The following is a 21,918-nucleotide window of genomic DNA, read 5'->3' on the forward strand; positions in this document are numbered from 1 at the left end:
CCCCACCTACTCACCGGTGATCGTCCCGAAGTCCGTCCCCGAGCCGAGGATCAGGCCGGCGCCGAGCAGGATCATCGTGGCCGGCACCATGAACGTGGTGATCATCAACGTCGCCTTGGGCACCGCCCGCGCCGCCTTGCGCCGGGCGTTCTGGGCGTCCGTGCGGCGCATGTCCTTGGCCAGGGAGACCAGCGTGTCGACGATCGGGGCGCCCAGTTCCTCGCCCTGCTGCAGGGCCGTGACGAACATCGCCACCTGTTCGGAGTCGTTGCGGCGGCGCAGTTCCGCGAAGGCCTGGCGGCGGCTCATGCCGAGGTCCATCTGGCGGAGCGTGATGCGCAGTTCGTCCGCCCAGGGCCCCTCGTAACGGCTTGCCACCCGGTCCAGGGCCTGGCGGAAGCCGAGGCCCGCGCTGACCACGACCGCGAGGACGTCCAGGAAGTCGGGGAGCGTGCGCTCGATCTCGTCCTTGCGGACCCGGATCGCCGACCAGATGCCGACCTCCGTCCAGAAGGCGCCGAAGGCCAGCAGGAGCAGCGCCACCAGGTACTGGCCGCGGAGCAGGAAGACGAGGAAGCCGACCGCGCCCAGGAAGCCGTAGACCGCCCGGCGGGCCGCGTAGCGGTCGAGGGTCAGGCCGCCCGGGTTGCCCGCGAGGTCGATCCGGCGGCGGTACCTGGCGACCTGCCGCGGGCCCATCAGGCGCAGGACGGCGGGGGCGTAGCGCATGCCCAGGCGGTCGATCAGCGAGTCGACGGCGCCGGTGCGGGTGGCGCCGACCTCCAGGGCGAGCAGCAGGTCCCCGGGGAGTTTCGCCTCCGCGCGGTACATGCGGATGCCGGCGAAGACGCCCCAGACGGCGAGGCCCATCAGCAGGGCCAGCAGAAGTCCCATCGGCTCCCCCTCTACACGTCGATCCGGGACATCCGGCGGATGAGGACGAAGCCGACCACGTAGAGGGCGAAGGCGACGATCACCGCCGCCTGGCCGGCCGGGGAGCCCGTCATGCGCTCCAGGGCGCCGTCCTTCACTCCGTTCATCAGCAGCAGGGAGCCGATGCCGAGGACGGGGACGGCGTACGACGTCATGTTCACCTGGGAGAGCTGGGTGCGGATCTCGCGCCGGGTCTCCTTGCGCTCCTCCAGGGTCTCCGTCAGGTTGCGCAGCGCGCTGACCACCTGGCCGCCCGCGCGGTTGGAGAGGACCAGCGTGGTGACCAGGACGACCAGCTCGCGGGAGGGGAGGCGGTCGGCGAGTTCGCCGAGCGCCTCGTCCAGGGACGCGCCGACCGCCAGCTGTGCCGCCACCTTGCCCAGTTCCTGGCCGGCCGGGGCCTCCAGCTCCTCCGCGGCCATGCCGATGGCGGTGCGCAGGGCGAGTCCGGCCTGGGTGGCGTTGGCCAGGATGCGGGCCAGCTCGGGCAGTTGGCTGATGAATCTCTCGATGCGTTTCTGGCGCTGCCAGTTGAGGAACTGCACCGCCAGCCAGATCCCCAGCAGGCCGGCGAGCGGCCCGAAGAAGGGGGCGAGGGCCGCGTGGCCGGTCAGCCACAGGCCCGCGACCCCGGCGAGCATGTAGACGGTGAACTCGCCGGGGGTGATGTCCAGGCCGGTGGCGGACAGCCGCAGTTCGAGGCTGCGGCCGAGGCGGGTGCGGCGCAGCCGCCGGTCGAGGTTCGGGAAGTGTCGCCGGCGGCCGGTGAGCGGGGCGTGGCCGGCGGCGGAGAGGCGGTCGACGAGGGCCTGTCGCTGGGCGCGGCCGGCCGCGTAGGAGTGCAGGCCCGCCACGGCCAGGGCGCAGGTCAGCAGCGTGATGCCGGTGGTGAGGGTGACGAGGGTGGGCAGTTCCATCGCTGCCGTGGGTTCCGGTTCCATGCGGTCGGTACCTACCTGCCTGCTTCTCGGGTGGCGAGCTGGGTCGCGCTGTGGGCGACGCCGAACGCCTGGGGGACGGGCTGGCTCGCCATGTAGAGGCGGTCGGCGGTGCGGCGCGGGAGGGGGTGGTGCTCGAAGGCGCCGTGGATCCGGCCGTCCGGGGTCATGGGCTGCGCGTGGAAGCGGGCCACCGTGTTCAGGCGGTAGGGCTCGCCGCCGTGGCTGGTCAGCAGGGCGATCTCGGTGATGCGGCGGGCGCCGTCGGCGAACCGGGTGAGCTGCACGATGACGTCGACGGCGCTGTTGATCTGGTCGTGGAGCGCGACGAAGGGCACCTCGACGTCGGACATGGAGGCCAGGGTCTGCAGGCGCATCAGGGCGTCCTCGGCGCTGTTGGCGTGGACGGTGGCGAGCGAGCCGTCGTGGCCGGTGGACATCGCCTGGAGCATGTCGAGGGACTCGCCGCCGCGGACCTCGCCGACGACGATGCGGTCGGGGCGCATGCGCAGCGAGTTGCGGACCAGGTCGCGGATCGTCACCCGGCCCTGGCCCTCGACGTTCGGCGGGCGGGACTCCAGGCGGATGACGTGGCTCTGCTGGAGCTGGAGTTCCGCGGAGTCCTCGATGGTGATGATGCGTTCGGACTCGGGGATGAGGCCGGAGAGCGCGTTGAGCAGGGTGGTCTTTCCGGTGCCGGTCGCGCCCGAGACGATGATGTTGAACCTGGCCTGCACCAGCCCCGCGAGCAGGTACACCATGTGCTCGTCGAGCGAGCCGAGGCCGACCAGTTCCTGGAGCGTGAAGGAGCGCGGGAAGCGGCGGATGGTGAGCGTGGCGCCGGTCAGGGACAGCGGCGGGATGATGACGTTGACGCGCTCGCCGGACGGCAGGCGGGCGTCGACCATCGGGTTGGACTCGTCGACGCGCCGGTTGACCGTGGAGACGATGCGCTCGATGGTCTGCATCAGCTGGTCGTGGGAGGCGAAGCGGAGCGGGAGCTGCTCCACCCGTCCGCCGCGCTCGACGAAGATGGCGTCCGGGCCGTTGACCATGATCTCCGTGATCGAGGCGTCCTCCAGCAGGGGTTCCAGGATGCCGAGGCCGAGGGCCTCGTCGACGACCCGGCGGATCAGCTGGGAGCGCTCGACGGTGGACAGGACCGGTCCTTCGCGGCTGATGATGTGGCCGAGCACGCGCTCCAGCCGGGCGCGGCGCTCGGCGGCGGCCAGCCCGCTCATCTCCGCGAGGTCGATCTCCTCCAGGAGCTTGGTGCGGTACGAGGCGACCAGGTGGCCGTCCTCGCCCCGGCCGGCGTGCTCCTCGGGCGAGTGGATGCGTGCGCGCAGGCTCATGCGTCCGGCTCCTCGTACTCGGTCACGTACTCGGTCACGTACTCGGTCACGGGCTCGGTCGCGGGCTCTGTCATCGGTCGAGCGGCATGGTCGCGGTCCTGGTGGCGTCCCCGAAGTCCCAGCCCGGGACGACGGACGGGATGTCGACGCTGGCGGTGACCGTCACCTCGTCGCCGCCGTACGCCTCCGGGCAGTCGGTGCCGTCGGCCAGCCAGCCGCTGACGGCCGCCGCGCACGCCGCCTGGGCGCTCTCGTCGAGCGAGGCGCTGCGGGCGCCGGCCCGCGCGGCGGTGCCCGCCTGCTGGGCGGTGTAGGCGACCAGGCCGAGCTGTACGGCGGCCAGGGCGACGAGGACCAGGACCGGCAGGAAACCGAGGTACTCGATGGCGGCCTGCCCCCGGTCCCTGCTGCGCCCGCTCGGCGAGTACGGCATCTCAGTCCCTCTCCTCCTCGACCGCGCCCGCGTGGCCGTGCACGTCGAGCGGGAAGCCGACCGTGCCCGGGAAGAGGACGGGGACCCGGAGCGTCACGTCGGCCGTGACATAGCCGCCGGCGGTGCCGCAGTCCACGTCGGCGTCCCCCTCCCAGGCGCCCGGCAGCTTCTCCAGGCCGGCCGCCCGGCAGGCGCCCTGCCGCTCCCCCGGGCTCGCCGCCGTGCCCGCCCGTACGGCCTCGTCGGCAGCATTACCCGCGAGCGTGAACGTGTATCCCACGAGCACGAGCTGCCACAGCACCACCAGCGTGGCGATGATCGTCGGGATCATGCCGAGGAACTCGATGGTGACCTGGCCCCGGTCCCCGCCTCCGCCGCGCAAGGGGCTCATCCCCCGCCCTCCCTGCGCCGCCGGAGGCTCACCGAGGCGCGGTCCCCGCGGAGCCGGCCGGCCTTGTGGGCGCCCCCGGATGCCTTGACCAGGCCGAGTTCACCGGCGAGGCCCCACAGCGCCTGCTTCACGGTGCTCTTGTTCTCCAGCTCGTGCAGGCGGCCGGCGTCGACGGCGCCCTGGAGTTCCTTGAAGGCCGCGGGGACGGTGGTGGCGGCGACCGCGGTGCCGGTGATCCGCTGGATGAGCACGGGCTGGATCTCCGTGCCCCGGGTATGCCGGTTGACGACGACGGTGGTCTCCTCGGCCTTGCGGATCTGGAGCCGGTCCCACATCCGCACCGCGCGCTTGGCGCCCCGCACGGCGACCACGTCCGGGGTGGTGACCAGCAGCGCGGTGTCGGCCATCTCGACGGCCGCCGCGCCGGCCCCGCCGAGCTGGGCGCCGCAGTCGACGACGACGACCTCGTAGCGGGAGCGCAGGGCGCTGATGATCTGGCGGGCGGCGCGGTCGGTGACGTCCTCGCCGCGTTCGCCCTCGGCGGGGGCGAGGAGCAGGGCGACGCCGGTGTCGTGCCGGAAGACGGCGTCGGCCAGGACGCGGGGGGAGATGTCGGTGATGGTGGCCAGGTCGGCGACCGAGCGGCGGAACTGGACGTCCAGGTAGGAGGCGATGTCACCGGCCTGGAGGTCCATGTCGAGCAGGGCCGCGGGGCGGCCGGAGGCCTGGGCGGCGAGGGCGAGCTGGATCGCGGTGACGGTGGCGCCCACACCGCCCTTGGCGCCGCTGACGGTGACGACGGTGCCGCCGGCGCCGGTGAACACGTCGCCGCCGCTGCCCAGGTGCCGGCGTACGCCGACCGACCACTGGGCGACCGCCTGGACGCGGCTGGCGAGTTCCTCGTAGCTGAGCGGCTGGGCGACCAGGCCGCGGGCGCCGTAGTCCATGGCGGCCTGGAACAGGCCGGGTCCGGCGTCCGAGGTGACGAGGATGACGCCGACGGCCGGGAAGCGCAGGGCGACCTCGCGGATCAGTTCCAGGGCCGGGACCGGGCCGATCCGCTCGTGGACGACGACGACCTCGGGCAGTTCGTCGACCGACTCGGCGGCGAGCCGGGCGAGGGTGTCGACGAGCTGGGTGGAGTCGGTGACCGGGGCCACCGGTTCGGCGTCCGGGAGCTGGCTGAGCAGCGTCGTGATGGACCGGGCCGCGTCCGCGTCACCGACCGCCGGGAGGATCCTCGTGGGCATGCGGGCCTCTCACTTGTCCTTGGCGAGTTCGTACGTCCGGTCCTCGTCGGAGACCGCGGTGTCGCCGCCGGGTGCCACCAGCGCGAGCCGGACCCGCTCGGCGAAGGACTCGGCGTAGGTGAGGCGCTGGGCGTCGAGGGTGGACAGGGCGAAGGTGATCGGGACGGCTTCGGTGGGCTGCCGGTCGCGGCTGCCGCGGTCGGGCTCCAGTGCGGTGAGGTCGCCGACGTCGAGGACCCTGGCGTTGGTCACGATGATCTTGGACTGGTCGGGGTCGCCCTCGCGCTCGCCCTCGAAGGTGGCGTACACGTTGACGGCGGAACCGGGCGTGATCTTGCCGGCCACGCCGGTCGCCGCGTCGATCATGATGGCGACCTCCTGCTGCCCGGGCCGCAGGGCGGGCTGGTCGACGATCATGTCGCTCTGCAGCAGCGAGCCCTCCTTCAACGTCGTCACGGCGATCTTGCCGCGGATGCGGGAGAGATCGGTGACCGCGTTCTCGGAGAGCCAGCGCTCGGGCATCCGCACCTTCTCGAACTGACCCGCACTGAGCGCCGTGTAGGGCTTGACCTCGGACTTGACCCGATAGGCGGTCACCTCCGGCCCGACCTTCGACTTCACGTCGTTGATGACGGACAGCACACCGGCGAAGGCGCCCAGGGCGCAGACGACGGACAGGATCAGGAGGATCACGCCGCGGCGCTGACGGGAGTTCATGGGCCGAAGAACCTCGTTGGGGGGTGTCGGTCGTGCGCGGTCGGATATCGGGGCGGGGGCGGACGCCGGCTCGGGTTCCGGCCCCCGCTCACCCGGTGAGCATGCGTCTCTCGTCGTACCGGAGGGCGCGGGCGGGCGCCCGGCTCAGCTGGTGCCGGTCGTCGTGGACGGGGGGCGGGGTCGCGGAGCAGAACACGCACCGGTCGCCGATGACGGCGATGCCGCACCAGTGGCAGCTGTTCTGCCGTACCGAGGCGACCAGTTGGTAGAGGACGGACAGGTCGGGCAGGAAGGAGCAGAACTCGACCAGCTTCCCGGTCCCCCACCACCGGGCCGACTCGGCGGGCAGCGGGCTCTCCCGCAGCCCCGTCACGTTCCATGACGGCGCGAGGGTCCCGGTGACCCAGTCGGACTGGAGCTGGCCCTTGGCCACCAGCATCCAGGTACCGAACTCCGGGCCGGGCAGGGCGGCCTCCGGCCCCATCCGCACGAGCTGCGGCTCGGGATGGGCGAGCACCCCGAACTGACTGCCCGGCATCCAGGACTTGGCGTGCGACTTCAGCCCGACGGGGACCCGGTCGAGCCGGGCGACGGAACCGAGCAGCCCGCCGGCGTGCACGTAGTGGGTGAGCAGCCGGCCGGCCGAGGCCAGCACGCCGGGGCCGAGGTCGCAGGAGGCGAGCTGCCGCAGCTGGCGGGCGAGGACGGCGACGGCGAGCGGGGGCAGCGACGGCCGGAACAGGGCGATGCGGTCGCTCTCCAGCAGCGACCGGACGGTGTACAGCCGCCGCTCCACACCGGGCGGGGCGGCCTGCGAGCACACGACGATCAGGTGCCCGTGCTGGTCGACCAGCGCCTGCACCTCGGCCAGCACCTGCGCCAGGGGCCGCCGGTCGACGTCCTGGAGCACGACCGCGGGCATGGTCCGTTCGTCCAGCGGCGGCAGCGCCATGTCGGCGCTGGTCACGGCGATGGCAGTTGACACGCGCGGCTCCCCGTCTCCCCAGGCCCCACGGACGGGCCGGCATCACTCCGGCACATCCCGACGACTTCACAGCGTGACTACCCGAGCACTGTATCCACGCGTCTGTGACCGGAGAACAGCGTTTCCGCAGCTGTGGAACAACTTGTGTTCCACAAGTCGCGGCAAAACGGGACAGGTTGAGCATCTTGCTCGGCAACGCAGGCGAGGCCGCGAGTGTCCGGAACACCGCCGAAGCCCCCGCGTCGACAGCAAGGGCCGGACGGCCAAGGAGGTGCAGACGCCTGGACAGCTCTGGGATTCCCACGATTGCGAGCCCTGCACGCAGGCTGCAGCGAGCGTCACGCAGCGAAGGGCGTGCCGTCAGCCGGTCGCGCAGGAACGGAATCGGCGGAGTGGTTCGACGGCGGCGGGACCGTCGGGGTCGAAGGTGTCTCCCCGGTGCTCGATGGCCAGGTCCGGCCCCCAGGTGTGAGCAGCGTGACAGCGGAAGCAGAAGGCGATTTCGAACGGCAGATCGGTGGAGCTATGGGCGCGGACGCCCCAGCCCGACAGGAAGCAGCGGTGGATTTCGCCCTGTGGAAGGCCCTCGATCAGCGCCGGCGCCGGGTGAACCTGGCTCCCCTCCCAAAGCGCTGCTTCGTCACCGGCCAGGTCCTGCGCAGCGATGTGCCGTGCGGGCGGCGAAGGCTCGGCCCTTCTTGCGGCGATGCGGCGATAGCGGATGCGCGCGGCAGAGGCGAGGACCCGTCCGGACTGACGTACGGCCCGTGCGGGGCAGACGAGATCGCTCAGTTCACCACTTGATCATTAGCTTTGACTCGAGAGGCGAACCGCAACAGCCACCAAGGAGCCGTCCTCCGCCACCTGAACCTGCGCGTCTTCACAGTTCAGGACCCGCGCGGGACGTGCCATGGAAAAGAATACACACACGACGTCCCGCTCTCGAGAGATCGCCAGTTCGTTCGTCGACGTCACAACCCTTGACGCAAACGTGGAATAATCCGGGTTCGCAACAATCCCCCAAGGCGAGCAGTCAAAAACAGGGATTCCACGCTCCGGCGGGGGAAGCGACCTGGACGACGTCTCCCTCAACCACACGGGTGGCTCATCAATAACGATCAATTCCAGCAAGGCGCCGACTTCTGGATCGACTTTAATTTCTAGTTCGCCGCCCGCGCTCCCAGTAATCCTCCAGTAAAGCGGCTGCTGTCCACTTGCAGTTCCCCAAGTGACAGTCAATGGAATATACGGGTCGATTTCAGCGACCACAGGACAGCAATCATGCACCCCGACGACCTTGACCAACGGATTCTTACCCCTTGTAGAGTGCGTGTACGAGAGCAGGCAGTGGTTCCTCCGGTCGCTTATTGAATTTAAGCTCCCAATCTCCGGACTCGACCAACCTTCCCAATGGTACGCCATCCTTTGTTGCCGCGGCGACCGCTTCTTGGAGGCTTCGCAACTGCACTTGATTGATGAGGCCCACTTGCTCGGGGCTGGCCATTGCGGAGATCCTGCCCTGAGCATATTCGTTCAGATGCTTGGTCGCATTGCCGTGGACCCAAACGCGAGTCTCCCCGGCCTGCAGCTCAAAGGACCGCGGAAGTTCAGTGCCTGGATAGTTCGGCTGCGTGGGCTTGATATCTCCCCAAACGGTCCCCTGGCAGCCAGGGGCCAGACCCATCGGATCGGTCCAGGTCTGTGGATTACCAACATAAGCGGCTGGATTGGGCGCCGGCAGCAAACCGAGTGGGTCGAGACTGACGTAACGGGCGGATTCTGGATCGTAATGACGGAAGTAGTTGTAGTGAAGTCCCGTCTCGGGGTCGTAGTACTGGCCGGGGAACCGCAGAGGCGTGTAGGTGGCGCTGTCGACCGACCAGGCGGTCGTGCCCCACAAAGTGCTTCGTGTTCGCCAGGCGATCTCCCCCCGTTCGTCGATCAGTTCGCTGGGGGTGCCGACGAGGTCGGTGACTATGGCGAAGAAGCGGGAGTCGATTTCCTGCTGGGACGCTTCGCCGGTCAGGATGCGTTCCGTCTGGGCGATGGGGCGCAGGCCCTCGTGGTCCCAGGTGAGGGTGACCGGGTGGGGGAGGTCGGGTGAGGTTGTGGTCTGTTCGCAGAGGGTCGTGCCGTCCCAGGTGAAGGTCACCCGTTCCACGACCGTTTCGCCGTCCTCCGCCAGGCGGAGTTTGGCCGTGCGGCGGCCCAACGGGTCGTACGTGTAGTGCCAGCGGGTGCCGTCCGGGGTGGTCACCGAGGTGAGGCGGTCCTCGGCGTCCCACTCGTAGCGCCAGGTGTCCGGCTTGCGGGACACGCGGGTCTTCTGGCGCAGAGTGATGCGGCCCAGGGCGTCGTGTTCGTAGCGGACGCGGCCCGCGCGGGTGATGCGGGTGCCGGTGTACGTGCGCTCGCCGGCGGCCTCCGCGCCCGGGTGGGAGGACGGCCAGGACGCCGACGTCTGGTTGCCGGCCGCGTCGTAGGCGTACGTCTCCGTCCAGTTCGCGGCGTGGACCGCCGTCACGCGGCCCACCGCGTCGAGGTCGAAGCGCCGGGAGCCGTCGAGGTGGTCGTCGATGCCGATGAGGTTGCCGTCGGCGCGGTAGGCGTAGGCCCGGTGCTGGACCGTGCGGCCGCCGGCGCCCGTGACCGACTGGGCGGTGAGGCGGCCGAGGGCGTCGAACGTGTGGTCCAGGGTGAACGTATCTCCGATGCGCCGGGTCAGTTCGCGGCCCGCCGCGTCGTACGTGACGTCTATGGGGCGGCCTGACGCCACCAGGTCCGTTCTGCGGCCCGCCGCGTCGTACGTCCACGTCGTCGTCGCCCCGGTGGGGGTCGTACGACCCGTGCGGCGGCCCAGGGCGTCGTACGTGTACGTCAGCGTGCGGCCGTCGACCGTCTCCTCGCGCACCCTGCCGTGGCGGTCCCGGAGGATGGTGAGCGTCGTGCCGTCCGGGCCCGTTGCCTGGGCCAGGCCGTCCGTGAAGTCGTAGGCGTACGTCGTGACCCGGCCCGCGGCGTCCTTGCGGATCACCTGACCGAGGTCGTTGTGCTCGAAGCGGGTCACCTGGCCCAGCGCGTCCGTGCGGGAGGTCAGTCGGCCCGCCGGGTCGTGGGTGTAGGTGAGGGTGCGGTCGTCGAAGTCCGTTTCCGCGGTCAGGTGTCCGGCCGGGTCGTACTCGTACGTCCACGTCAGGCCCTGCGGGTTCCTGACCTTCGTCAGGCGCAGTTCCGTGTCGTGCTCGAACTCGTAGCGGACCCCGTCCGGGCCCGTGCGGGCGGTGAGCAGGTCGAAGTGCGTGTACTCGAACCGGGTCACGCCGCCCAGCGGGTCGGTGTGGCTGGTGCAGTTGCCCTCGCCGTCGTAGGTCCAGGACTCCGTCGTGCCGTCGGGGGCCGTACGGCGCAGCAGGTGGCCCTCCACCGACCACTCCAGCCGGGTCGCCGCCCCGGCCGGGTCCGTCACGGTCACCGGGCGGCCGAGTGCGTCCCGTTCGTACGTCGTGACCGCGCCCAGCGGATCCGTGACGGACACCGGGAGGCCGGCCGCGTCGCAGCGGACCCTGGTCGTGTGGCCGAGCGGGTCGGTGACGGAGGTGAGGCGGCCTGCCTCGTCGTACGTGAAGCGGCTCGTCTGCCCGGACGGGTCGGTGACCGAGGTGCGGTTGCCGCGGTCGTCGTACGTCTGGCGCCAGACCGTGCCGTCGGCGTTGACGACCTTCACCGGCAGGCCGAGGGCGTTGTACTCCGCTCTCGTCTCCCGGCCGTCCGGGCGGGTGACGCAGGTCAGGTTGCCGGCGTCGTCGTAGTGGAAGGACGTGGTGTTGCCCAGGGGGTCGGTGCGGGACAGCAGGCGGTCGTAGCGGTCGCGGACGTAGCGGGTGACCGCGCCCAGCGGGTCGGTCTCGGCCACCACCTGGCTGGCGTCGTTGATCAGGAACCGGCGGGTGTGACCGTCACCGGTGACGGTCGTGGTCGTGCGGAGTCCGGTCTCCGGGTCCCTGTCGCCATAGGTGAGGCGCAGGGTCATGTGGCCTTCCGGCCCGCCCTCGGCGATGCAGCGGTCGCGGTCGTCGTACTCGTAGCGGTAACCGCGGCCGTTGGTGTCCGTCCAGGACGTCACGCGGCCCGCTTCGTCATACGTGAAGCGGAGTGGCAGGCCGGACGAGTTGACGACCTCGGTGAGATGGCCGTCGGTGTAGCCGTAGCGCTTGAGTTCGGTGCCGGCCAGGTGGAGCGCCGTGATCCTGCCCGCGTGCGTCGTTACGCGGATCTCGTGGCCGCCGCTGGAGGACACGGCCAGCGGCGTGCCGTCGCCGTCGTGCTCGAACGTGATCCAGTGGCCGTTGCGGTCGTCGATCTGTTCCAGGACCGCGAGGTGCTCGCCTCGGTCGGCGAAATGGCGGACGCGGCCGGTCTTCGGGTCGGTGACCGTATAGCCACCGTCCTCACGGGCGAGGGGCCAGCGGGGGCCGTGGCTGGGGAGGGTGGGCACACCGGGGGCCGGATGGGGGTAGGCCAGCAGCATGCCGTCCTCGGTGACGAGCACGACGCCCTCGGAGTCGATCTCCAGGCGCTGGTCGAGGGTGGAGGACCAGGAGGGGCCGAACCAGCGGCCGAGACGGTAGCCGGACTCGACGCGGCGTTCGAGGACCAGGGGCAGGGCTCCCGGCAGTTCGACGTCCGTCTGCGGCAGGTACATCTTGCCGGTGGCCAGGTCGACAGGGTCCGTGCCCGTGCTCACCTTGGCGCCGTCCTGGCGGGCGTTGGCCGGCGGGTCCGCCTCGGACGCCCCGCGCGCCGACCGTCCCCCCGTCTCCGCCGCCTGTTCCATCCCTTCCCGCGCCGCCAGCCGCAGGCCGCCTCGGGCCAGGCCCAGGCCCTTGGTGCCGAGGAGTTCGGGGATCAGCCGGCCGACCCCTTCGGAGGGGTCCTTCTTGAAGCCCTCCCAGGCCGACTTCAGTGTCCGGTCGGGGTGGGCGGCGGCGGAGGCCAGGCCGGAGAGCGTCATGCTGACGTTCTGCAGGTACTCGGCCGGGTGCGTGACGTTGTACGGGTCGAACGGGACCACTCCGCGCACGAAGGAGACGATCCCGGCGGTGCCCTTGACCACGCCGCCGACGACATGGGTGAGTTCCGTGGCGGTCGCCACCGCGTTGTCGAGGACGTTCGCCGTGAGCCGGTTCAGCGGCGGCGGTTCGGCGGGCGCGTGCTCCAGGGCGGCGCGCACCGAGTCCGCGGCCGTGCGGCCGGCGTCGTTGCGCTGCCGCCGCGCCTCGGACAGGACCTCGTGGGCGCGTTTGATGTCGGCCGTGCCCGGGTCCTTGAAGGGCTCCGGACGCGGGCCCGGGTCCTCGTTGGCCTTCACTGCGGCGTTGTAGGCGTCGACGCGCTTGTTGTACGCCTCCACGGCCTCCTTGGAGGCTTTCCGGCCCTTGGTGTACAGCTCCACGGCTTCCCTGGCCTGGCCCTGGGCCCACTTGACCGTATCGGCGTACGACTCCAGCGCCTTGGCCGCCTTGTCGCAGGCGTCCGCCGCGTGCCTCCACTTGGTGGGATGCATGGCGAACTTCTTGCGGAACGTGTCCGCTGCCTTGCCCTTCCACGACGAGGAGTCCAGCTTGCGCATCCCGTCGCCGACCTTGTCGAAGGCCTTGTGGAAGTCCTTGAGGTGCTTGGCACTGGACCGGATCGTCTCCGGGTCGCCGTGGATCAGCTCGTTGGCCTGGTCGGTCTGCCCGAGCTGCTGTTCACCCGGCGTGGCGCCCAGGTCGGAGGCCCATGCGTCGCCGAGGTCCTCGACCTTGTCCGCCCAGCCCTCGGCGCCGACCTTCTCCAGACCCGCCCCGACGAGGTCGGTGCCCTTGTCGATGCCCTCGCCGACGAGCTTCTTGCCCGCCTCCCAGCCGTCCTCCAGCGTGCCGAGCCCGTCGTTGACGAGGTCGTCCAGTCCCATCAGCCCGCGTTTCCGTTCTGCTGGGGCTGCTGCTGGGCCGCCTGGGCACGCTCTTCCGCCGACGGCCCGAAGGCCGCGTCGAGCAGGGCCTCGTACTGCTCGTCGGTCATGCCCTGCTGCGGATTCATCAGGCTCATGTCGGACGTCATCATCTGCGACGTCATCATGTCCCGGCTCGCGTCCATCCAGCCCTGCTTGCTGTTGGCCCAGGCCTGCTCGAAGGACTCCTTGCTGTAGTCCGGATTCAGGTAGGCACCGGCGGTCTCGGCGCCCAGCTGCGTCCAGCTCTTGCTGGTGATCTCTTCTTCGGTCGCGTGCGGGTTGCCGACCAAGGAGTTGGCCGCGACCTTCATCATGCCCTCGACGTACTGGTCGGTCTCGTACAGCGTGCCCGCCGCGAGCCCCACTGCGTCCGCGAACCTGTTGCCCTCGATCACCAGCGCGCGCACGCCCCACTCCCAGCGCTCGCAGAAGGACGCGAAGGCCGAGGTCAGGCCTGCGTGCCCCAGTTCCAGACCGGACAGGGCGATGTCCGAAAAGCCTCGCCCGGCCCCGGCCTCCCCGATCATGCCGAGTTCGCGCAGCTCCTCCAGGGTCAGTGTGATGCCCTGGGTGATCAGGTCCAGCCCCTCGGCCTTGAGGTCCTTGCCGTCGCCGGCGGTCACCGCCGTGCCTCCCCGTCGTCGTACGTGTGCACCGCCACCGCCTCCGGCACGACCCCCGCCACCGGCGGCAGGAGCACGCCGTCCTCGCTTCCGACGTCGACGGCCACGCCGCACGGCACCCCGGCGGCGGGGACGGCCACATCCAGCAGCCGCGCTCCGAGCACCTGTCGGTACGTCCACTCCCGGTCCTGTTGCCCCCTCGCGATCGCGAATCGGGCGAGGGCCGCCTCGTCCGTGAAGGTGTAGATCCAGCGGACGCCGCCGAGGTCACCGGTCAGGGGTGCCTCGTCGTCGCCGTCGAGCGGCACGAGGACGGCGGTGCGGCGGAACTCGCCGACCAGGGCGGCGAACTCCCGGCGGGCCGCCGTCGTGTCCGCGGGGGCCGGGGAGGGCTCCGTTGCTTCCCCGGAGGGCCGGGCTGCTTCCTCCGGCAGCCGTACGGCGTCCTCCGGCGGTCGCACGACGTCCCCCGCCGGCCGTGTCGTTTCCGCGTACTCGGCCAGTCGGGACCGCCGTGCGTCCGCGTTCGTCCCGTTGTCTCCCCCGTGGTCAGCCATGCCGGAGATCATCACATCGTCGCGTTGCGGAACGCAACGCGGACGGTCGGGACTCGGCCGGGAGCCGGACGTCGGGCCCAAAGCGGCGGTGCAGCCAAGGAGTTGGTTGCCTCCCACCCCTTGACACCGCAATTGGTCTGGACCAACTTGGTGACCCAGCGTTGGCCACCGCCCCCTTCCTCCCCACTCCCCCACCGGAGGCCCCAGTGGACCCCGTACTGGCCCCTGTACGCAGACGGTTCGGAAGACGGACGCGGATATGGGCGGGAGCCGTCACTGCCGCGCTCGTGCTCTCGGTCACGGCCGTCGGGCAGGCGTCCGCGGCCGATGTCAACCACGTGAAGAACGCCGGTTTCGAAGCCGGTCTGAGCAACTGGACCTGCTCCGCGAACAGCGGTACGGCCGTCTCCTCCCCGGTGCACGGCGGTACGGCCGCGCTGAAGGCGACGCCCAGCGGGCAGGACAACGCCCGGTGCGGCCAGACGGTCAAGGTCCAGCCCAATGCGCAGTACTCGCTGAGCGCGTGGGTGCAGGGCGGGTACGCCTATCTCGGCGTGACCGGGACCGGCACGACGGTCGTCTCCACCTGGACGCCGGACAGCAGCAGCTGGAAGCAGCTGACGACCAGCTTCCGCACCGGCGCGTCGACCACCTCGGTGACCGTCTACACCCACGGCTGGTACGGGCAGGCCGCCTACCTCGCCGACGACGTCTCCGTGTTCGGCCCGGACGGGGGCGGGGGCGGCGGTGAGCCCGAACCGACCGTGCCGGCGACTCCGGCCGGGCTGAGTGTCTCGGGGTCGACGTCCTCCTCCGTCTCCCTGTCCTGGAACACCGTGTCCGGAGCGACCGGGTACACCGTCTACCGCGACGGAACGAAGGCGGCGGCGGTCACCGGCACCTCGGCGACCGTGACCGGGCTCGCGCCCTCCACCTCGTACTCCTTCCAGGTCGCGGCGACCAACGCGGCCGGCGAGTCGGCCAAGTCGGCGGCGGTGACGGCCCGGACCAAGGAGTCCGGCGGCGGTGGCGGCGGTGATCTGCCCAGGCACGCCGTCACCGGCTACTGGCAGAACTTCGACAACGGGGCGACCGTCCAGAAGATCTCCGACGTGCCCGCGCACTACGACATCATCGCCGTCGCCTTCGCGGACGCCACCCCGACGCCGGGAGCCGTCACCTTCAACCTGGACTCGGCGGGGCTCGGCGGCTACACGGTCGAGCAGTTCAAGGTCGACATTCAGGCCAAGCAGGCGGCCGGGAAGAAGGTCATCATCTCGGTCGGCGGCGAGAAGGGCACGGTGACCGTGAACGACTCGGCCTCCGCGACCCGGTTCGCCGACTCCGTGTACGCGCTGATGCAGCAGTACGGCTTCGACGGCGTCGACATCGACCTGGAGAACGGCCTCAACGCCACCTACATGACGCAGGCGCTGCGCGCGCTGTCGGCGAAGGCGGGCCCGGGCATGATCCTCACCATGGCGCCGCAGACCATCGACATGCAGTCGACATCCAACGCGTACTTCCGGACGGCGCTGAACGTGAAGGACATCCTCACGGTCGTCAACATGCAGTACTACAACAGCGGCACCATGCTGGGCTGCGACGGCAAGGTGTACGCGCAGGGCACGGTCGACTTCCTCACCGCCCTGGCCTGCATCCAGCTGGAGAACGGCCTCGACCCGTCCCAGGTCGGCCTCGGCCTGCCGGCGTCGACCCGGGCCGCGGGCGGCGGCCATGTGTCGCCGACGGTCGTGAACAACGCCCTGGACTGCCTGACCAAGGGCACGAACTGCGGCTCCTTCAAGCCGTCGAAGACCTACCCGGCCCTGCGCGGCGCGATGACGTGGTCCACGAACTGGGACGCGGCCTCGGGCAACGCGTGGTCCAACGTGGTCGGCCCGCACGTGGACGCGCTGCCGTAGCCCCGTCGGCGCCGACCGGTCCGACCGCCCCTGCCCACGGTGACGTGAGCGGGGGCGGTCCGCGTCAAGCGGCGCCGTACGCCGCCGCGCTCGCCCTCGGCAGCGTCGCCCACATGCGGGTGCCGCCGCCCGGCTCCCGCGCCTCTCCGAAGCCCCACGTCCCGTCGCAGGCGCGGCAGACGCAGGCCAGGACGCGGAGCGCGGCGCGGCGGCGGGTGTCGCAGGCCGTGGCCAGGTGGGCGTTGGTGTGGCGGGGGTGGCTGTCGTAGGCGATCACCCGGAACGCGGCGAAGCGGTAGCGGAGGGTGAGGTAGAAGTCCTCCGACTCCGTGAACTGGCAGGCCACGGCACACAGTTCCCCTACCACTTGCAACGCCGGGTCCAGCATGTCCGCCAGGCCGTGGGCCCTCAGCACCTCCTTCGTCGCCGCCCGTGCGAGTGCGGGGCTGGCGAGCGCCGCGGGGAGCGTGAAGCTGTAGGCGAGGGTTTCGGGGATGGGGGCGGTGGGGTCCGCCGGGTAGGCGGGCGCGACGGGGCAGCGGGATGCGGGCATGGACGGCTCCTTCATCGGCGTACGGACCGGTGCGGCGGACGGTGGCTCGTCGCGCGGGCAGGCTCGCGCGGTGCGCTCCGGCTGCTCGTGGTAGCTGGCGCGTTACTCAATGTACCGGACTATGGGCCTAAGTTACCCCGCGAATTGGCAACTCAAGCACCCCGTAGAGTGTCCGGAGTCACGAGGAGGGGCTGCATGGCCGCGAGGACATCGCCGACGGAGCGTCAGAAGAGGCTGGGGGCAGAAGTCCGCAGGATGCGGACGGCCGCCGGTATGACAGGCGAGTTCGCTGCCGGACTGCTCGGCGTGGACCGAGGCAAGATCTCCAACATCGAGTCGGGCACGCGTGCCATCAGTCCCGAGCGGCTGCGCACGCTGGCCTGCAACTGCGACTGTGACGACGAGGCCTACGTCGACGCCCTGGTCGAGATGGCCCGGCCCGCGGGGCGCGGCTGGTGGGAGAAGTACCGGGGCAGCCTTCCGGCCGGGCTGCTGGACATCGCCGAGCTTGAGCACCACGCCGTACGGCTGCGCAGCGTGCACCTGATCCACATGCCCGGGCTTCTGCAGTCCACCGACCACGCACGAGCCGTGTTCAAGGCGGCGCTGCCCCCGCTCCCCGAGCACGAGATGGCCCTTCGGCTGGCGCACCGTCTGGAGCGACAGCGCGTGCTGGAGGGCGACAATCCCACCGAGTACGTGGGCATACTCCACGAGGCCGCGCTGCGCATGCAGTTCGGAGGCCGGAAGGTCGCACGCGCCCAGCTGGAGCACCTGCTCACCGCCTCCGAACTGCCCAACGTGTCACTGCACGTCATTCCGTTCGAGGCGGGCTCCTTCCCGGGTGCCGGGCATACCGTCGTCTACATGGAGGGGCCCGTGCCGCGCCTCGACACCGTGCAGATCGACAGCTCCCACGGGCCGGAATTCCTTCACCACGAGGCCCAGTTGTCCAAGTACCGGGCCCAGCTCGACTGGATGGAGCAGCACGCCCTGTCGCCCGCGGAGTCGCAGGCCTTCATCCAGGACATCGCCACCCAGCTCTGAAGGAGTCGCCATGCCCGACATCACGTGGGAAGAGCCGTTCTGTGCCGAAGGATCGGCCTGCTTCCGCCTCGGCACCGACCCGGAAGGCAACGCCTACATCGCCATAGCCGGCGCCGAGGACGCCTACCTCACCGACAGCCGGGACGCGCTGCGCCGCATGATCCTCGACATCAAGGCGGGGAAGGCCGACCACCTCCTGTGAATCTCGTATGAAACATTTCCCCGGGCCCACCGCATCAATGAGGTGAAGGCAGTCGAGGGAAGTCACGGGGGACATACGCATGAGACAGGGCCGCGCGGACGAGTACGCCGAGTTCGCGAACGCGCGGGCCGGGCATCTGTACCGGTCCGCCTGTCTGCTCACCGCCGGTGACACCCACCTCGCCGAGGATCTCGTGCAGGAGACCCTCGGGCGGCTGTACGTCCGCTGGGGGCGGGTGTCGCGGGTCGGCAACCCCGCCGGGTACGCGCAGACCGTCCTCACCCGGGCCTTCCTCGCCCATCAGCGGCGGCGCAGCAGCGGGGAGCGGGCCACGGACGTGTTCCCCGACCTGCCCGGCGCCGGCGACGGTGACGCGCCGCTGCGGCTGACGCTGCTGGCGGCGCTGGCCCGGCTGCCCGTCAAGGACCGGGCCGTCGTCGTCCTGCGGTACTGGGAGGACCGGTCGGTGGGGGAGACCGCCGACGTCCTCAACGTCAGCTCGGCGGCCGTGCGGACGCGGTGTGTCCGCGCGCTCGGCCGGCTGCGGGAGCTGCTGGGCGAGGACCTCGCGGAGTACGCCAGGTCCTGACGCCCGCCCCCTCCACTCCTGCCTCAGCTCCCGCCTCTCACCCCTCACACCCACACCTGCGGAACGGTGGTTCGCCATGCCCGAAGACCAGTACGGACACCAGCACGGACACCAGCACGACGGTGCCTTCGAGGACCGGCTCGCGACCGCCCTGCGTGCGGCCGGCGACGGCTTTGACGCTGACCGGACCGCGCTGGCCGCCGCCGGCCGGGCCCGCGGCCGGCGGCTTCGGCTGCGGCGCCGGGCCGCCGTCCTCGGCGGTGCGGCGGGCATCGCGGCGGTGGGCGTGGGCGGGGCGCTGCTCGTGGTGCCGGGCGAGGCTCCCGACGCCCGGACGTCGTCCACGGCCGCCTCGTCGGCCATCCCGTCGGCCGTCCCGTCGTCCCCCTCCGCCACCCCGGCCTCCGAGGAGTTCACGGGTGACGACCTGCTGCGTACGCTGAAGGGCCTGCTGCCCCCGGGCGAGTTCAGCCAGGAGGAGGCACGGGGCACCGCAGAGAGGCTCCCCCCGTCCGTGCGGCTCGTGTACGACGACGGAGACGGCGCCGCCGCCCTCGGACTGAGCTTCGGCCGGGTCGAACCCGGCAGCAGTGCGGCCCGGGAGACGACGCGGTGCCCGGACGAGGTGTTCGTCCCGCACGACAGCTGCACCACCAGCCGGCTGCCGGACGGCTCGGTGCTGATGCTGTTCCAGGGCTACGAGTATCCGGACCGGCGGGTGGACACCAAGCGGTGGGCCGCGGAACTGGTCACGGCCGAGGGCGGGCACGTCTCCATGAGCGAGTGGAACGCCCCGGCGGAGAAGGGCGAGCCGGTCAGCCGGCCGGAGCCGCCACTGTCCCGGGAGCAGTTGAAGGAGGTCGTCACCGCCGAGGTGTGGCGCACGGTCGTGGACGCGCTGCCCGAGCCGCCGAAGCCGTCCGCGACGACCAGCGCTCCGCCGCAGGCGCCGGGCACCTCGGTCGGTGAGACGCTCGCCGGGCTGCTGCCCGAGGACGTGAAGGTGGTCGGCGAGGGCGGCCAGGAATCCGGGTACGCCTATGTCGTCGTCGACGACGGCAAGGGCAGGAGCCTGGTCCAGGTCAACGTCCAGCACGGCATGGACGACGTCGCCGACCAGCTCTACGGCTCCGGCGAGACCCTGCCCGACGGCACCCGCGTCGCCACCCGGCAGGGCGCCGGTGACGACCGCGTCGCCGGGGTGCTGATGTGGACCGTCGACACCATGCGGCCCGGCGCCGGCGGCTTCCGCGTCGTGATCAGCGCCTTCAACAACGGCGCCGCACACGCCGAGCCGAGCCGCGCGACTCCCGCGCTGACCATGAAGGAGCTGCGGGAGATCGCGCTCAGCCCGGAGTGGGACAAGCTGCGGTAGGAGGCGGGAAGCCGGACCTAGAAGAAGCTCCCCCAGGGCTGGTCCCAGATCTCCTTCGCGCCGAGCACCAGGAACAGCAGGCCGGCGATGGCGAGCATGCCGTTGCTCAGCCGGCCGCTGCGCCATTCGCTCGGCGTGCGGGAGGAGTTGAGGAGCCAGATCAGCGTGAGGGCGAGGAACGGCATGAAGGCCGCGCCCAGGACGCCGTAGACGATGACCAGGCGGAACGGCTCCCCCTGGAAGAGCAGGACGATGGGCGGGAAGGTCAGCCACAGCAGGTAGGCGCGGAAGGGCCAGGAGCGTTCGCGCCTGCCCGAGGCGATCTCCTCGCCCTTCGCCGCCGTCGCGCCCCGCAGCCGGGCCACGAAGTCGGCGAACATCAGGCTCACGCCGTGCCAGACGCCGATGAGCGAGGTGAACGACGTGGCGAAGAAGCCGATCAGGAAGAACTTGGCCGTGGCCGTGCCGTACTCGCTCTCCAGGATGTCGCCGAGCTGCACCAGTCCCTTGCCGCCGCCGGCCAGGGCGATGTTCGCCGCGTGCAGCAGCTCCGCGCCGACGATGAGCATGGCGACGACGAAGACACCGGTCGTGATGTACGCGACCCGGTTGTCCAGCCGCATGATCTTCATCCAGCCGGCGTTGGTCCAGCCCTTGGCGTTGACCCAGTAGCCGTACGCGGCCAGCGTGATCGTGCCGCCGACGCCGCCGATCAGGCCGAGGGTGTTGAGGACGGAGTCCTCCTCGCCGGGCAGCACCGGCAGCAGACCGGCGAAGGCGTCGCCGAGGTTGGGGGTGACCCGGATCGCCAGGTAGACCGTCACCACGAACATGACGCCGACCAAAACCGTCATGACCTTCTCGAAGACGGCGTACTTGTTGAACCAGACGAAGACCAGGCCGACCAGGCCGCAGGCCACGCCCCACCACTGGAGGTCCATGACGTCCGGGAAGAGGGCCTGGAGCGGCAACGCGCTGGACGACATGGCCGCCGCGCCGTAGGTGAAACCCCAGATCACGACGTAGACCGCGAAGAACCAGGTGGTCCAGCGGCCGAGGCTGGCCCAGCCGTCGAAGAGGGTGCGGCCGGTGGCCAGGTGCCAGCGGCCGGCCGCCTCGGCGAGGGAGATCTTCACCAGGCAGCCGACGACCGCCGCCCAGAGCAGGGTGTAGCCGAAACTGCTGCCCGCGATGAGGGTCGCCACCAGGTCCCCGGCGCCGACACCGGTCGCGGCGACGACGATGCCGGGGCCGATGTAACGCCAACTGGACTTACGCGGCGCCGAGTCCGTGCCGCGCGGTGCGCCGGAGTCTGTCGTGTTGCCCGTGGTGTCCGCCATGAGGGTCAAGAAAGCCCATGGCGGACGGCGGGACAAGAGGGCCTGCGTGGATCTTCACAGGGTGCGCCTACTCGGCGGCCTTGTCCTCGGTTTCCCCTTCGGGCTCGTCCGCGGTCCCGGGGGCTTCGCTCCCGGTTTCGTCGCCGTCCTCGAAGTACGCGTCCAGGACCTCGTCCAGTCGCGCCTCCCACTCCGGGAAGACGCTCCTGGACGGCGCCTCGATCTCGATCGGGTACCAGCGGCGCTCCGGCGTGTGCACGGTCACGGTGAACCGCTTGCCGAAGCGCGGCGTCTCCGTCTCGACCGCGCCGATCTCGTCCCAGCGGAACTCGCACTCCTGGTCGTCGAGGGCGAGTTGGACGCCCTTGTGGTCGGCGACGATCCGGGCGCGGCGGTCGGACGCCTCGAAGACCGGGCCGTCGGGCACCGCCTCGTCGGCCTCGGGCTCCTCGTCGGCCGCCTCCTCGGCGTCCTCGGCATCCACGGCCTCCACGGCATGCTCGGCCGTCTCGTCGCTCACCTCCCCCGCCTTCGCGTCCTCGGGCTTCGCGTCCTCCGGCTCACCCGACGCGGGCGAGGTGAGCCCGGGGATGAAGGCCGGGTCGAAACCGGCGCCCTTGAGGGGCTCGCCTTCCAGCGGCTGGCTGCTCGTTCCCATGCGCTGCTCCACAGCGGGCAGTATGGTCGACAAACCTGTGCGGGACACA

Annotated in this window: 20 protein-coding genes; 6 read left to right on the forward strand and 14 right to left on the reverse strand. The window is 70.9% G+C overall.

Annotated elements, in window-relative coordinates:
• Positions 1–6: 6 nt before the first annotated feature.
• From ACLGIH_RS11890 to ACLGIH_RS11925, 8 genes are all read right to left on the reverse strand, one after another.
• The gene (locus ACLGIH_RS11890; RefSeq protein ID WP_416525218.1) at positions 7–894 is read right to left on the reverse strand and encodes a DUF5936 domain-containing protein; all 888 of its coding nucleotides are present in this window, start codon (positions 892–894) and stop codon (positions 7–9) included.
• A gap of 11 nt (positions 895–905) precedes the next feature.
• Positions 906–1,850 carry a type II secretion system F family protein gene (locus ACLGIH_RS11895; protein ID WP_416529348.1) on the reverse strand — a complete coding sequence of 315 codons (945 nt, stop codon included), beginning with the start codon at positions 1,848–1,850 and terminating at the stop codon, positions 906–908.
• A gap of 35 nt (positions 1,851–1,885) precedes the next feature.
• Positions 1,886–3,226 (reverse strand): TadA family conjugal transfer-associated ATPase, encoded by a 1,341-nt coding sequence (locus ACLGIH_RS11900; protein WP_416525219.1) that lies wholly within the window; start codon positions 3,224–3,226, stop codon positions 1,886–1,888.
• Between the two features lie 70 nt (positions 3,227–3,296).
• The gene (locus ACLGIH_RS11905) at positions 3,297–3,659 is read right to left on the reverse strand and encodes a TadE/TadG family type IV pilus assembly protein (RefSeq protein WP_416525220.1); all 363 of its coding nucleotides are present in this window, start codon (positions 3,657–3,659) and stop codon (positions 3,297–3,299) included.
• Position 3,660: 1 nt separating this feature from the next.
• Positions 3,661–4,050: a pilus assembly protein gene (locus tag ACLGIH_RS11910; protein WP_416525221.1), complete on the reverse strand. Its 390-nt coding sequence runs from the start codon at positions 4,048–4,050 to the stop codon at positions 3,661–3,663.
• Positions 4,047–5,300: a CpaE/TadZ family protein gene (locus ACLGIH_RS11915; protein WP_416525222.1), complete on the reverse strand. Its 1,254-nt coding sequence runs from the start codon at positions 5,298–5,300 to the stop codon at positions 4,047–4,049. The genes ACLGIH_RS11910 and ACLGIH_RS11915 overlap by 4 nt, the downstream gene beginning before the upstream one ends.
• A gap of 9 nt (positions 5,301–5,309) precedes the next feature.
• Positions 5,310–6,017: a Flp pilus assembly protein CpaB gene (gene cpaB, locus ACLGIH_RS11920; RefSeq protein WP_416525223.1), complete on the reverse strand. Its 708-nt coding sequence runs from the start codon at positions 6,015–6,017 to the stop codon at positions 5,310–5,312.
• A gap of 88 nt (positions 6,018–6,105) precedes the next feature.
• Positions 6,106–6,969 (reverse strand): hypothetical protein, encoded by an 864-nt coding sequence (locus ACLGIH_RS11925; protein ID WP_416529349.1) that lies wholly within the window; start codon positions 6,967–6,969, stop codon positions 6,106–6,108.
• A gap of 510 nt (positions 6,970–7,479) precedes the next feature.
• Between ACLGIH_RS11925 and ACLGIH_RS11930 the strand changes: the two genes are divergently transcribed.
• Positions 7,480–7,806, forward strand: a complete 327-nt coding sequence (locus tag ACLGIH_RS11930) for a hypothetical protein (protein ID WP_416525224.1) — start codon at positions 7,480–7,482, stop codon at positions 7,804–7,806.
• Positions 7,807–8,314: 508 nt separating this feature from the next.
• On the opposite strand, the gene ACLGIH_RS11935 is transcribed toward ACLGIH_RS11930, so the two are convergent.
• From ACLGIH_RS11935 to ACLGIH_RS11945, 3 genes are read right to left on the reverse strand one after another with little or no spacing between them, the layout of a single operon-like run.
• Entirely contained in the window at positions 8,315–12,958 is a 4,644-nt protein-coding gene (locus ACLGIH_RS11935; RefSeq protein WP_416525225.1) for a putative T7SS-secreted protein, read from the reverse strand.
• Positions 12,958–13,623 carry a hypothetical protein gene (locus ACLGIH_RS11940; RefSeq protein WP_416525226.1) on the reverse strand — a complete coding sequence of 222 codons (666 nt, stop codon included), beginning with the start codon at positions 13,621–13,623 and terminating at the stop codon, positions 12,958–12,960. The genes ACLGIH_RS11935 and ACLGIH_RS11940 overlap by 1 nt, the downstream gene beginning before the upstream one ends.
• Positions 13,620–14,180 (reverse strand): hypothetical protein, encoded by a 561-nt coding sequence (locus tag ACLGIH_RS11945; protein ID WP_416525227.1) that lies wholly within the window; start codon positions 14,178–14,180, stop codon positions 13,620–13,622. Before ACLGIH_RS11945 ends, ACLGIH_RS11940 begins: the two co-directional genes overlap by 4 nt.
• 218 nt (positions 14,181–14,398) lie before the next feature.
• Here ACLGIH_RS11945 and ACLGIH_RS11950 point away from each other — a divergent pair, with 218 nt between their 5' ends.
• Positions 14,399–16,105 carry a chitinase gene (locus tag ACLGIH_RS11950; protein WP_416529350.1) on the forward strand — a complete coding sequence of 569 codons (1,707 nt, stop codon included), beginning with the start codon at positions 14,399–14,401 and terminating at the stop codon, positions 16,103–16,105.
• Positions 16,106–16,169: 64 nt separating this feature from the next.
• On the opposite strand, the gene ACLGIH_RS11955 is transcribed toward ACLGIH_RS11950, so the two are convergent.
• Positions 16,170–16,658 carry an ATP-binding protein gene (locus tag ACLGIH_RS11955; protein WP_416525228.1) on the reverse strand — a complete coding sequence of 163 codons (489 nt, stop codon included), beginning with the start codon at positions 16,656–16,658 and terminating at the stop codon, positions 16,170–16,172.
• Positions 16,659–16,853: 195 nt separating this feature from the next.
• On the opposite strand from ACLGIH_RS11955, the gene ACLGIH_RS11960 reads away from it, so the two are divergent.
• The 4 genes from ACLGIH_RS11960 (at position 16,854) to ACLGIH_RS11975 (ending at position 19,871) form a co-directional block, all read left to right on the forward strand.
• On the forward strand, positions 16,854–17,705 hold the full coding sequence (locus ACLGIH_RS11960; protein WP_416525229.1) for a helix-turn-helix domain-containing protein: 852 nt from the start codon (positions 16,854–16,856) through the stop codon (positions 17,703–17,705).
• 10 nt (positions 17,706–17,715) lie between these two features.
• Entirely contained in the window at positions 17,716–17,907 is a 192-nt protein-coding gene (locus tag ACLGIH_RS11965) for a hypothetical protein (protein WP_416525230.1), read from the forward strand.
• Positions 17,908–17,986: 79 nt separating this feature from the next.
• The gene (locus ACLGIH_RS11970) at positions 17,987–18,496 is read left to right on the forward strand and encodes a SigE family RNA polymerase sigma factor (RefSeq protein ID WP_416525231.1); all 510 of its coding nucleotides are present in this window, start codon (positions 17,987–17,989) and stop codon (positions 18,494–18,496) included.
• Positions 18,497–18,572: 76 nt separating this feature from the next.
• Entirely contained in the window at positions 18,573–19,871 is a 1,299-nt protein-coding gene (locus tag ACLGIH_RS11975) for a hypothetical protein (protein WP_416525232.1), read from the forward strand.
• A 17-nt stretch (positions 19,872–19,888) separates the two neighbouring features.
• Here ACLGIH_RS11975 and ACLGIH_RS11980 read toward each other — a convergent pair whose 3' ends face one another.
• Positions 19,889–21,211: an Nramp family divalent metal transporter gene (locus ACLGIH_RS11980; RefSeq protein WP_416525233.1), complete on the reverse strand. Its 1,323-nt coding sequence runs from the start codon at positions 21,209–21,211 to the stop codon at positions 19,889–19,891.
• Between the two features lie 67 nt (positions 21,212–21,278).
• Positions 21,279–21,881, reverse strand: a complete 603-nt coding sequence (locus ACLGIH_RS11985) for a hypothetical protein (RefSeq protein ID WP_416525234.1) — start codon at positions 21,879–21,881, stop codon at positions 21,279–21,281.
• Positions 21,882–21,918: the final 37 nt, after the last annotated feature.

Origin of the sequence: Streptomyces hamibioticus (assembly GCF_047946815.1) — a bacterium.
Lineage (GTDB): Bacteria > Actinomycetota > Actinomycetes > Streptomycetales > Streptomycetaceae > Streptomyces.